Here is a 13366-nt window from a genome sequence, read left to right as displayed (position 1 = left end):
TAATGGATTATCCCAATCCAAAAAAAGACTTGATTTTATCTTTCCTGGCTCTTGATTTTTTAATTTTAGTTATTTTTCTGACTGTTTCATCATAATCCCCTGCTAAAATAGGTTTAGTCAAAGGTGAATAAATTCTTTCATCAAAATCCGAAGTTATATTTACTTGTTTTCTAAGTAATGGATTAATAGCTGCTACTAACTCTCTTTTTTCAGTATCGGAAATATCACTAGCTACCAAACTTGTTAACCAATAAACAAAATGTCTTTTAAAGATATTTGAGAAGAATTCCTCATTATTTAGTTTAGTTAACAAGTTATCTATCTCAAAATAACCATCAACCATGCTGGCCAAGTATTTTTTATTTCTAATATGAATTGTGGATTTATTTCCGTCAGCATCACGTATACTATAATTATAGCTATAAAAATCATCCAGATAAACTGTTCTTTCAGATTTAAGAAGTGCATAAACATAAACATACAAGTCTTCAGCAAGCATTCCTTCTAAAAATCTAATATTGTTTTCAGTCAGGAAGTCTTTTTTAAATAATTTTGTCCAGATACTCGGAGCAATATCAAATAACCGTAAATCCTCTCTAAAACTGTTTACAGCAATATTTTCCCTATTGAAAACTGTTTTTTCTTTAACAGATTCATTTTCATAAACTTTATAGAAGTTAGTAATTAAAAAATCAGCATTTTCTTTGGTTATTTCATTATACATTACTTCAAAAGCATTTTCTACATAGCTATCATCATGATCAGCAAAGATAACATACTCGCCGCTGGCCAAATCCAAACCCCTATTTCTGCCGGTTCCGGGAAACCCTGAATTTTCATCTAAAAATACAGCCAAAACATTAGAATACATTTCATCAAAATTATGCAACAACTCCAAAGTATAACTGTCAGTTGAAGCATCATCAACAAAAATAACCTCAATATCCTCAAAACCTAAACTCTGAGACATGATAGAGTCTAAAAACCCATTTAAAAAATCACCAGAATTATAAGTAGCTACTACAACTGAAATTTTATACATTCTATCTTCTCAATTTGTTTTTTAATCTTGAAAGAAAACTTCTGTTATTTATGTTTTCCTGAGTTTTTTCTAATTTGTTTGCCTCAGCAACAGCCTCATCAAAGTCCTTAGTTAAAATATTGTTAACCAGATTATTATACCTTTTTTTAAAGTAGGGATCTTGTGTATAATACATTTTAAAAATATCATATGACTTTGCAAACAGCTCTTTTTTATCGCTGGAGTCCAATTCACTTAATACAATTGTATATAACCATGATGTTAAATGTTGTCTAAATATTTCTTTACCATAACCTGTTTTATTTTCATTTTCAAGCATTTTAGCTATTTCATAATATCCATTTAACATTGCTTCAATGTATTTTCTGTTTCTGATATGGATTGTTGATTTGTTTCCTTCAACATCACGAATTTTGTAGTTGTAGCTATAGAAATCATTAAGATAAATTATTCCATTTGCTTTTAAGCAGCCTAAAGTAGCTACATAAACATCTTCGCAAAGCATCCCTTCTAAAAACCTGATATTATTTTCAATTAAGAAGTCTTTTCTAAATAATCTTGTCCAAATAGCTGCAGGAATTCTTAAAAGATTTCTGTCTTCACCAATATCTTTAACTTTGACTGTTGGTGTGTCTTTGTATAATGATTTGAATTTAACTGCTTTATCATCAAATATCTGATTAAAATTGGATATCAGCACATCATTATCCCTTATTTTATTATACATTACTTCAAAAGCATTTTCTACATAGCTATCATCATGATCAGCAAAGATAACATACTCACCGCTGGCCAAATCCAAACCCCTATTCCGGCCGGTTCCGGGAAACCCTGAATTTTCATCTAAAAATACAGCCAAAACATTAGAATACATTTCATCAAAATTATGCAACAACTCCAAAGTATAAGTATCAGTTGAAGCATCATCAACAAAAATAACCTCAATATCCTCAAAACCTAAACTCTGAGATATGATAGAGTCTAAAAACTCATTTAAAAAATCGCCAGAGTTGTAAGTAGCTACTATTACAGATATTTTATAATTCATCAGCTATTTCCCCATATATCTGATTGTATTCATCAGTCATTTCTTTAAGGCTTTTAAAGCGGATTTTAGATATGCTTTCTACTTTTTTCAGATAATCTGTTTCGTCAATACTTAAAATCTTATCATATATTGCCTGAGGATCTTTATAGTCTACTAACCATCCCCCATTTGTCTTATTAATTCTTTCCTTTAGTGCTCCAAGGTTTGTAGCTATTACTGGAATTCCTGATTTCCAGCTTTCAGTTAATGTATGTGAGAATGTTTCAGGACATGTTGATAAAATAGCTATAAATGAAGGATTAATTTCAGCTATAACCTTGTTAAAATCTCCTCTTTTATATCTTCCATGATTTATTCCATATTTATTTAAGTTGGGAATTGCAGTTCCCATAAAATGCAGTTCCAATTCATTGTCTTTATCTAAATTTTTTATTTTTTTGATTAATAAAGATCCCTTATGCTGTGATATGTGACCTGGAAGAGCAATTTTAATTGGTTTTACAGATAATTCAGGTTCAATATCTGATTTTTTAATATCTCTACCATGTTCAATTAACTTAAAATTAATTAAATCCGGATATACAGTTTTATAGATTTCAATTACTGAATCAGATGGCGCAATATTTAAATAAGCATTTTCAAGTAATTTAAAGCCGTGTTTTTGCCAGTCCTTTAAAATATTTTCAAATTTGCAATTATTGCATTTGAACTCACAGTAACTGTAATTTTCATTGATTAAATGGATCGACGGACAAATATAATAAAAATCATGTATACTTGTAATATAAGGAATTTCTTTTTTATTAGCTATTTCAACCAAATCAAAAGTATGATTGATTAAATGATTAATATGAATGACTTTAATATCTAATTTTGATAGGATTTCTTCGTAAATGTTAGCTAAATTGCTGTCCAAAAATTCATACTCTTTAGGATGATAATTAAAATTAGCTATTTTTTCTAAAGAGGAATCAGATTTCCATAATTCAATGTCTTCACCATCAGAAGTTAAAATAAATGCCTGAAATTTTTTATCAAGACTATTGATAATATCCAGATTAGTAAAACCAGTACCTCCAATAGTTCCTATTTTTTCATGTAGAACAAATAATATATTTACTTTATTTGGATTATTGAAGGCTGCCAAATCTTCATTAGCTACTTTAATTTGGCGATTTTCATTAATTCCATATAATGCATAGTGAATTAAGGGATTAATCTCTACATCCCCATAGTGATGTTTATAAAATACTCCATCAAAATCCTTATTTGGCTTTTTTCCTTCATCAAATCCAAAGAAAATATAATGAAGCAAAGGATCCATCTCAGAAGCTTTAACTTTAGGATATTTATTTAAGTAAAATTCATCATCAAATAATTTATTTTTACGAATTGCATTATATCCTTTAATAATTGCTTTAGCTTCCGTTTTACTGGAGGATTTATGTAAAATATAGCTAGCTGGAATTTTACTCATTAACCTGTTTTTAAAGCTCATAAAAATCCGTCACTTTTCATTAGAATATCTTCCAAGTTATCTAAAAATTCTTTAACAAAATTATCTTTAATTACAAAATTATATTTGGAATCATAATCTTTATTTTCCTCAGATACTACAATGTCATAACCTTTCGGATTATCTTCACCGTTTTGTGAAATAAATACCCGAACAATATCATCTCTGGCTACCATATTTTCCAAATCATAATCCAAAGATAAAGAAAGTAAAATATCTGAAGAGTTTCCAATATACAGATTTTTCAAATCAGAAATCAGTTCAACTGTAAAACCTAAGTCATTAAAGTCTTTAGAAATTTTAGATAAAAAATCAGAGTTATCCTGATAATTTTCATCAATTATTGTAATTTTAAGTTTCTTTTGAGTGAAAAATTTCCCATCATGGATTTTATCTAAAAGCAAGTTTTTAGAAAGATAATTTCCCCATTTAGACCAAAATACATTGTAATTATGTTTATCATTATCTGCATAATCTTTAGTTTTAATTCTAGTACTTGATTCATGATGGAAAAGTAAAGCATTAGAAGCTAAAAGGGTTTTATAACCATTTTTATGTAATTTTAATGAAAAATCAACATCTTCAAGTCCATAGATATAATCCTCATCAAGACCTCCCAATTCATCATAGACCTTTTTATCAATTAAATCAACAGCTCCTGTAACAGCAATACATTGAGTATTTTTTGTAAGTGAAGCATCAAAAAGATCCAAATGAGTATTAGCCTTATTAATTGCATATAAACAGCAGGGATACATCCTTTCTGCAAAAATATCCCCACTATGTTGAATTTTAAATGACTTTCCCCTGTTATCTTCATAAAATGGAAAAACTAATTTTGCACCTACAGAAGCTACATCTTCATTATTGACAATAGCTCCCACCATCTCATTAAGCCATCCGTAAGTAGGTTCAATATCATTGTTTAAAAGCAATATATATTCTCCATTAACTATTTTAGCAACATCATTATTCCCTTTTGAAAAGCTGACATTTTCATCATTTTCAATTATTCTAACAGGTAAATCCAGACTTTTTAAATAGCTGACAGATTCATCTGTTGATGCATTATCTACAACAATAATTTCATAATTTGAATAATTAGTTTTCTTATCAAAATCTTTAAATAATCTTTTTAAGTGACCCAAACCATTTCTTGTTAGTATAATAATAGAAACCAAAGGTTCTGTGTCAAATTCATAATTAGTTAAGAAAGCTAAATTCGTTTCACAAATTTCCTCTTTTCTTCTAATTGGATAAGCATATTGAAATATTTTACCTTCATCTTTCCCATGTGCAACATAATGAAGTAGAGGATTTAATTGGGCCCTGTGAACATCAGGATAATTATTATTATAAAAATCCGGATCAAAATCTCTGCTTGGAAGTTTACCTTCCAAATGTCCTTTAACTAAATAATGAGTTAAGCTGTCACCATTAACATCCTCATAAGTTTTAGAATAAAATTTTTCATCAAAAAGCCCTGATTTTTCAATAGCATTATAATATTTGTAATTTTTCATGGCTTTTTTAAAATCAAAATTAGATTTAAGTAAGAAATTAATCAAGTGTTTAGTCATTGTCTCCCCTATTTCGTGCATTACGTAATTTACTAGTTAATTTCCAGGAAGTTGAATTTCTAACTCCTCTGATTTGCCTATCCCAATGATCACGAGCCATGTTTAATGCATTAGCTTCGTCTCTTAGTGCATCAATATCATTGAATAACAAATTAATTTCTTCTTTGGTTAAAGTGTTTTTATCTTTAATATTGCCTTCCAAGGATTTGATTAAATTTCTGCTGGTTATATAATCTTCAATTTCAAAATTATGCTGATAATTTCCTTCTTTAGACCAGTATTCATTAACCCAATAATAAACATCAGAAACTGACGGATGAAAATTGTTTTTCCACATGACATAAGGTAGGCTTAATTGATCCTGATTAGTGTAGTTTGCAACTTCCCGCCACCATTGTCTCATTATCGAAATAATTTCCGGATCATTATGTGCTCTAAATAATGCTCCAGTAGCTGGAAGACCATAATGTTCAGGCATTCCTTCAGAACGGTACTTTTCAACCTGTTTAGTCATAGTGTAATTGGAATATCTTGGAAATGGCATTGACATTACTGCCTCATCATAAATACAATCCCTTTCAGGATGAACAACAACGAGCATTTTAGACTTTGCATACTTGTAAATGTATTCTCTAATACTTCCAACTATTTTAAAAGTTCCATCTAACCAAAAACTGTATTTATAATCTGGAAAATATTTATCAGTGAATAATCTGTACTGTTTTGCTTTTCTATTATCATCCAATGTTGATTTTTCCATTTGAACTATTTCCCAAGTATCAGATTCCAAATCAGGATTTTCTGTAAAACAAACATAATCGCAATTTTCATCAATGAATTCAGGTTCTTTTAATTCATCGTAATTTCCGGTAAATGCTGTATAAATAACTAATCTGTTATCTTTAACATCATCTATTAATTCCTGATTGCTTTCTAAAGTAGGGCCAAATAAATCACTTAAGATAAAACTATCTACTGTTGATTCATATCTCTGTTTAACTACTTCGTAAGGGTCAACATTATTCTCAGTCATAAAAATCAGCAAAACAATTTATTAAAATAACTGATAATAATTTTCATTTTAATATTAATTAAATATATCTAAAAAGCCATTAGCTTAAAAAAGTTTTTAAGACACTTAATGATTAAAAACTTTTTTAAACTAAATTAAAAAAAGTATTAGAAAAATTCTAATATGCCTGGAATTGCTCCAACCATAGATTGAATACCTAAAATAAAGATAGCAAGACCACCAATAAAGTTAATATGTCTAGCATATTTAATAGCAAATTTGGTTCCAAATGTACCTATTAAAAGCCAAATAATTACACAAATTAAACTTAATCCACCTAATATAAATGGATCGACATGTGCTGTTGCACCTTGTGCAGATAAGATTAAATTTTCAATGTTACCAAAAATTAATAATCCCATAAATTGTTTAAATTCATTTGCCATATTCTAATCCTCCTTTTTTATTTATTTGCAATGGATTCATACATTGCTTGAAGACCTAATATAAATATAGCAAGTCCTCCGATAAAATCAATGAAACTAGCATATTGAGAAGCAACAGTAGCACCTACAGTTCCTACAATTAACCAAATAATAACACAAATAATACTGTAAATACTTAATTTTAAAATATTTGCTCCAGCAACCACACCTTGTGAAGACAATACTAAGTTTTCGATATTACCGAAAATTAATAAACCTATAAAAGGTATAAATTCTTCTAACATTCCAATCACCATATTCCATATTGTAAATTTTTCCATTTTGAATAACATTCAGTGATGAAAAAATCTACACTAATCAACTTTAAAATTAATTGTATATAAAATTATGGTATAGATACAGTAACTGATTTTTTTAATATATTTAAAAATAATCTATGAAACTAAAAAAGCTTTAAACATAAAATAAGATATTATAATTTTTATTGAAATTTAATTAAGAATTTTAACCAAATTGTTAGAACAATGAATACTATAAAAATTAATAGCTTCAAAATAAATACTTCTAATAATCAAAACACCAAAAATATATAAAAATAGAAGTTAGATAAAAATAGGTTATACATAAAACTACATTAATCCAATTGTTTAAAACAGTTAACTAAAAATATAGTACAATAATATACAATTTAATCTATATTAAACAAAGAATTATATAAAAGCACTTTATTGTTATCAGTTATCACAAATAATAGTTAAAAATAAATATCCGAAGTAGCAATTATACTAATTTTTTAAACAATATTAATAAAATTTTAAAAAAAGTTGAATAAACTAAATTAATTTTGAAAATAAATCATCCCATTTATTTACAACTTCATCTAAAGAATAATTTTCCAAAACATCATTTAATGCATTTTTACGAATATTCTCCCTTAATGACATATCCGAAAGCAATTCTTCAATTTTTAAAACCCAGTCTTTTGTATCAGTAGCCAGCAAACCGTTAACGCCATTTTTAACAACAGTATTATAAACCGGCATATCACTATAAACTCCAGGAATTCCCAATACTGCCAATTCAATGTATTTTAATTCGCTTTTCCCCAGATTGAATTTTGAATTCTCTAAAGGAACCAGTGCAACATCCCAATTAGCTACTTTTGAAAGCCATGGCATAAATACCTCAAAACACATATTATTTAAAGGAAGCTCAACAGCATCATACCATTCTTCACATACATCATCTTCTGCATTAAAACCTCCAATTACTTCAAAATCAAAGTCATAGTTTTCTTTAAGCTTTAGAATAACATCTTTAATTAAAAATAAATCTTTAGAATGAGTTAGTGTTCCATAATACCCCAATTTTAATTTACCGTCTCTTTTAATATCTTTTTTAACATTGAAAACTGTATTTACATAATAATTATGTATTATCGTAGTTTTATTTGAATCAAATTTAGAAGCCAAATTAGGAGTAGTAACAGTTATTGCATCTGCATTATCAATGAAATTAGTTATCTGACTTCTGACCCGGTCAACATACTCAAAAGAAGGGCTGTTTTTTTCAACTCCCAACAAATCATCGTCAGTTTCATAAACAACTTTAATGCCATATTTTTTGCATCTGGCCAATAATAAATCCAGAAACGGTAAAATTCTTTGTACAACAACAATGTCAAATAGTTTAGACCTTAAAATATTGTCTATATCCATCATAACATAGCTATCCATACCATACATGAAAAATGTGTATTTATCAGATTTGCTTAGCTTATTAAATGGACCATGAAGTCTTATATATGGACATGGAGCTAAATTTTCAAAAGGATCATTTGTGAAAACACCAATTCTAATTTTATCTGAATCAATAGGTTTTTCAAGCTGAATATATGGAATTAAAGTACGTTTATCAGTTATATAGCAATTATCTTTAACTTCCAAATGGAGTTTAGTGTTTTGACCATTATAATACTGAGTGAAGATAGGAGTTTCAAGTGTATTAACATAATTATTGTCAAAAACATTAATCTGATTGTTTTTAAAAAAACCATCCAGAACATAATCAAAAACAGGATTGTCAACCTCATATTTGCTTTTATAAAATTCCAGATTAAATAAATCAGTTATATATGACTGCTGAGTAGCCAAATCATCTTTAACTCCATAATACAGATAATGCAAATTAACATCCATATTCTGAACCTTGCAATCGTCATGAACAGCTACATATTTGTCTTTATCAATTAATTCCAGGTTTTTAATCCTTGAATAAATTTTTTTATACATTGAAATCTTTTTAGGGCTGGCTTTTGATTTCATAGCTATGTAAGCTAAAGGACTGTTTTTAATGGATTTAGACAAATTCATAATATATTATATAATACCTTAACATAAAAATAAATTTATGTCTTATAAAGTCACTGTCATTATTCCAACATACAATAGCGTGGAATTTTTGGATTCAACAATAGCTTCAATTATGAACCAAAGCATCGGATTTGAAAATATAGAACTGATTATTGTTGATGATTACTCTACTGACAACACTCAGGAGTTAATAAACAGCTATTGTGAAAAATATGAAAATATAAAAACCTTTGAATCAGGTAAAAAAACAGGAACTCCAGGAAGAGCCAGAAACATAGGAATAGCTAATTCCACAGCAGAATATATAATGTTTATTGATCATGACGACAATTACCTGCCTGAAAGTGTTGAAAAATTATACGATGCAGTTACTAAAAATTCATGTGATGTAGCTATCGGTAAATTCCAAACATTTGGAGAACAAAAAATAGTCCCTGAAGACTGGATTACACAGGATGTTGTTTTAAATTCAATTGATGAAGATTTACGCTTTTTTTCAATAAATAATATCTGGAGAATGATATTTCCAAAAGAATTCCTTAATGAAAATAACATAACTTTTCCAGAGGGAGTTTTTGCTGAAGATTTAACTTTTATGATTGATGCTTTCGTAAATGCCTCAAAAATAGTCTTTATAAATGATATTGTTTATAATTTCAGATTAAGAACCGGTGACAACAGTTCAACAAGTTTATCTAAAGGAATGCATTATTTGGATGGATTAATTGAAGGATATAATAATACAGTAGATGTACTTAAGAAAAACAATGCATGCAAATATTACGACACTATTTTTAATCAGCATTTAAGCTGCTGGATTAGTGATGTGGCTTTAAGTGAAACAATTGACTTTGAAGATAAAAAGGAGCTGGTAAGTAAGTCCCTTAAATTATTTGACGAAATGGATGACATTAATCCGACTCCTGAAAATAATGCAATTAAAAGTATAATAACTCAGATAAGAGCCAGAAATCTGGATGAAGCCTACAGTCTCATGGGTGATTATCAGCTATTTAGAAATAGAATCCACCAGCTGGAAGTTGAATTGGCTCATAAAACCCAGCAGGTAGCTAATCTGCAAACTACAAAAGGCTGGTTTAAGTATAAAACTAAAAATATAAAACAGAGATTGGAAAAAAAGATTTGAATTTTAGTGTGTCATGATTCATCAAAGTGAAATACTGAAAGAAAACTTCAAAAAAATAATAAAAAACACAACACAACACACAATAATAAAAGCCCCATTCAAATATAATAAAACTTAAAAAAAATATTTAAGTGTGTCATGCATAGGACACACACAAATACTGAAAGAAAACTTCAAAAAAAAATAATAAAAAACACAACACAACACACAATAATAAAAGCCCCATTCAAATATAATAAAACTTAAAAAAAATATTTAAGTGTGTCATGAGTGTATCATATTACAGATACTTAAAGAAACTTAAAAATAATAAACCAACCTTTTACTTTAATCAACATATCATTCCTAAGAATTATTTAATTGAATAAATAACTTCTTTGCCACTAATCTCATATTTTTGAATCAAATTTAATTCAACCAATCTTCTTAAATCTCTTGCTGCTGTGGATCTTGATACTCCAAATAATTCCCTATATTCTTTATTTATAATATTTTCATTATTTTGAGAAAGTATTTCTAAAAGTTTATATTGTCTATCATTTAAATCATATTTTTTGTATATAACTTTTATTTAAGAAATTAAAACAATTTTACGAAATAATATCAATTTTCCATTAATAAAAAACTTTTTTATCAGGACCCCCTCTTAAAAATTTCATCCCACTGTTTTGCACGGGATCTTAAATCATAGTTTTTCAAAATATCATCACGTGCATTGTTTAATATTCCATGTCTAAGCGTTGGGTCTTCAATTAATCGGGATAATTTATTTACCCATTCATCTTCACTATTGGCTAAAAATCCAGTTACTCCATCTTCAATAGTATTCTTATATACATCAACATCACTAGCTACTACTGGAACTCCAAGAGCTGTAAATTCAATGTATTTTAACTCACTTTTACATTTATTGAATTCTGTGTTAACTAATGGAATTATTCCAATGTCCCAGTTTGCCCTAGCAGATATCCATTTCATGAATGTAGCCATTGACATCGGATAATATGGTATTTTTTTAACATTGAACCAGTCTGCATTTTCATCAATAGATGCTCCAATGATTTCCAAATCGACCTGAATGCCTTTTTTAGAAAAAATATCCTTTAATCTTAATATAACATTATGAATAAGCTCCAAATCATTATTATGAGTCATTGTTCCAAAGTAACCTATTTTTACATAATTATTACCTTTATATGAAAATCCTTTCAACGGCAATACATTATCAAGATAGTAATTTCTAATGATTGTTACATTGCCTGACAAATTCAGGCTATCGAAACGCCTTTTAAGCTCTGAAGTACTTACAACTATTTCATCAGCTGCAGAAACCAGTTTTTTAATATTTGATAAATTTCCTTGAATATAATTAAATGAGGGATTAGATGGGTTGATATCTAAAAAGTCATCATCAGTTTCATAAACCAATTTAATTCCATGCTGTTTAGCTTTTTTAGCTATTTTAGTAGAATATGGATTTACTCTTTGAATTACAATTACATCGAAGATTTTTGATTTGATTATTTGGTTTACATCAATTAAAGGTAAAATTTCCTGACCATAAACAAAGAAATGATAGTCTCCGCTTTTGCTTAACTCTTTAAACAATGAATGAATCCTTATAAATGGACATGCATTCATATTATCAAAATTATCCTCTAAAAATACTCCCACTTTAATTGTATCTGTTTTAAATTCATGATTTGTATGAATATAATCAATTAAAATTTTTGAATCTGAAATATAACTCTCATCAGCCAGTTTTTCTTTTATCCTTTTAGTGACAAAAGCATCTAACTGCTCGTGTAAATTTCCATGCAAATACTCGACAAAATTAGGATAATTTCTATTAATAGCTAATTTTTTATTAAACCCTTTAGTTATATAATGAATAAGCGGGTCTTCATCAGATGAAATATTATTTGAGCTGATATAATAATATAAATCAAATATCGGATTGATATATTTTAATTTATCATCAATATGGTCTGTTTTTGAACCTTCCTCTATAAAGTGTAAAACAGCATCTCCAACCTCACCGTGTAATTTTTTGTATTCTGCTTCATCAAAAATGCCAAAATGTTTTATAGTATCATAAATATGGATATTTTCTTCTGCATGTTTATGTTTAACGAATTCAAAGATATGATTATTCTTAACTTTTCTAGCTACATCACCGGCTACCCTTAATGGTTTTGTAAGCTTTAAAGAATTGGAATTTAAAAAAGTATTGTATTCATTTTGCAGATATCCCACTCTGCCTGCAGTATCTATTCTATAACCTGCCATTCCTTTTACATCATTGATTAAAAGATACATTTCTTCTTTTGAAAGCTCAATTGTATCTCCAAGATCCATATTTTCTACCTGAGCACCTATTTTAGCTCTCAGGTTATCACTGGTTATTGGCATTGAAAATACTACCTTATGGTGATAATCACCTTTATCTTTAGCCCAGTATTCATTGTCCCAGTAATAAATTAAGCTAACTGACGGATGAAAATCATTTTTCCAGCATACATATGCAAAACTTAGCTGATCCTGATTTGTAAACCTAATATTTTCCTCCCACCAATCTTCCATGACTTTAATGATTGCAGGATCATTGTGTTTTCTAAAAATAGCTCCCATTACCCCCAATCCATATTTTTTTGGAAATCCCTGATTTTTATAATAATTAATCTGTTCTTCCATTACTGCACGAGGATATCTTGGAATTATTTTAGAAGCTTCATATTCCTCGTAAACACAATCCCTTTCTGTGTGAACTACACAAAGCATTGGAGAGGAAGCTTTGATGTTTTTGTAGATATATTCCCTAATGCTTCCTTTTATTCTAAATGTTCCATCTAACCAAAAACTGTATTTATAATCTTTTAAATATTTATGAGGAAGTAATTTGTACTGTTTGGCTTTTCTATTGTTATCTAAAGTGCTTTCATCCATTTGAATAATTTTCCATGTGTCAGATTCCAGATTAGGATTATCTGTAAAACATATGTAATCACAGTTTTCATCAATTACTTCAGGTTCTTTTAAAGTATCATAATCCCCTGTGAAAGCTGTATAAATAGCTATTTTGTTATTTTTAATATCTTCAATTGTTTTGGCTGCATCTTCTGAGGAATGATTAAATAAATCCCTGTTAATGTGCTCCTTTGCAACTTCCTGATATGTTTCATAAATTTCCTCATAACTCATAG

11 protein-coding genes are annotated in these 13366 nt (G+C 28.3%); 1 reads left to right on the top strand and 10 read right to left on the bottom strand.

What is annotated here, in order from left to right; genetic code table 11:
• Positions 1 to 7: 7 nt before the first annotated feature.
• The 8 genes from ACMC9J_RS05075 to ACMC9J_RS05040 form a co-directional block, all read right to left on the bottom strand.
• Entirely contained in the window at positions 8 to 1042 is a 1035-nt protein-coding gene (locus ACMC9J_RS05075; RefSeq protein WP_019268450.1) for a glycosyltransferase family 2 protein, read from the bottom strand.
• Position 1043: 1 nt separating this feature from the next.
• On the bottom strand, positions 1044 to 2090 hold the full coding sequence (locus tag ACMC9J_RS05070) for a glycosyltransferase family 2 protein (protein ID WP_427002988.1): 1047 nt from the start codon (positions 2088 to 2090) through the stop codon (positions 1044 to 1046).
• Positions 2080 to 3588 carry a glycosyltransferase gene (locus tag ACMC9J_RS05065; RefSeq protein WP_427002987.1) on the bottom strand — a complete coding sequence of 503 codons (1509 nt, stop codon included), beginning with the start codon at positions 3586 to 3588 and terminating at the stop codon, positions 2080 to 2082. Before ACMC9J_RS05065 ends, ACMC9J_RS05070 begins: the two co-directional genes overlap by 11 nt.
• Complete coding sequence (locus ACMC9J_RS05060; protein ID WP_427002986.1) at positions 3585 to 5186, bottom strand: glycosyltransferase family 2 protein; 1602 nt, start codon at positions 5184 to 5186, stop codon at positions 3585 to 3587. Before ACMC9J_RS05060 ends, ACMC9J_RS05065 begins: the two co-directional genes overlap by 4 nt.
• Positions 5179 to 6219: a glycosyltransferase domain-containing protein gene (locus ACMC9J_RS05055; RefSeq protein WP_400247166.1), complete on the bottom strand. Its 1041-nt coding sequence runs from the start codon at positions 6217 to 6219 to the stop codon at positions 5179 to 5181. The genes ACMC9J_RS05060 and ACMC9J_RS05055 overlap by 8 nt, the downstream gene beginning before the upstream one ends.
• A gap of 146 nt (positions 6220 to 6365) precedes the next feature.
• Positions 6366 to 6644, bottom strand: coding sequence for a hypothetical protein (locus tag ACMC9J_RS05050; protein ID WP_019265204.1), 279 nt, complete (start codon positions 6642 to 6644; stop codon positions 6366 to 6368).
• A 17-nt stretch (positions 6645 to 6661) separates the two neighbouring features.
• Positions 6662 to 6928: a hypothetical protein gene (locus tag ACMC9J_RS05045; protein ID WP_019265203.1), complete on the bottom strand. Its 267-nt coding sequence runs from the start codon at positions 6926 to 6928 to the stop codon at positions 6662 to 6664.
• A gap of 549 nt (positions 6929 to 7477) precedes the next feature.
• Positions 7478 to 9016 carry a glycosyltransferase gene (locus tag ACMC9J_RS05040; protein ID WP_427002985.1) on the bottom strand — a complete coding sequence of 513 codons (1539 nt, stop codon included), beginning with the start codon at positions 9014 to 9016 and terminating at the stop codon, positions 7478 to 7480.
• Between the two features lie 88 nt (positions 9017 to 9104).
• Here ACMC9J_RS05040 and ACMC9J_RS05035 point away from each other — a divergent pair, with 88 nt between their 5' ends.
• Positions 9105 to 10163: a glycosyltransferase gene (locus ACMC9J_RS05035; protein WP_019266886.1), complete on the top strand. Its 1059-nt coding sequence runs from the start codon at positions 9105 to 9107 to the stop codon at positions 10161 to 10163.
• Positions 10164 to 10515: 352 nt separating this feature from the next.
• Here ACMC9J_RS05035 and ACMC9J_RS05030 read toward each other — a convergent pair whose 3' ends face one another.
• Both ACMC9J_RS05030 and ACMC9J_RS05025 read right to left on the bottom strand, forming a co-directional pair.
• On the bottom strand, positions 10516 to 10650 hold the full coding sequence (locus tag ACMC9J_RS05030; RefSeq protein ID WP_427003633.1) for a hypothetical protein: 135 nt from the start codon (positions 10648 to 10650) through the stop codon (positions 10516 to 10518).
• Between the two features lie 146 nt (positions 10651 to 10796).
• Positions 10797 to 13364: a glycosyltransferase domain-containing protein gene (locus ACMC9J_RS05025; RefSeq protein WP_004032599.1), complete on the bottom strand. Its 2568-nt coding sequence runs from the start codon at positions 13362 to 13364 to the stop codon at positions 10797 to 10799.
• Positions 13365 to 13366 lie beyond the last annotated feature (2 nt).

It is taken from the genome of Methanobrevibacter intestini (assembly GCF_047402955.1).
Lineage (GTDB): Archaea > Methanobacteriota > Methanobacteria > Methanobacteriales > Methanobacteriaceae > Methanocatella > Methanocatella intestini.
Note: the sequence above shows the minus strand (reverse complement) of the source record. Positions and strands in the feature narration are given on the sequence as shown.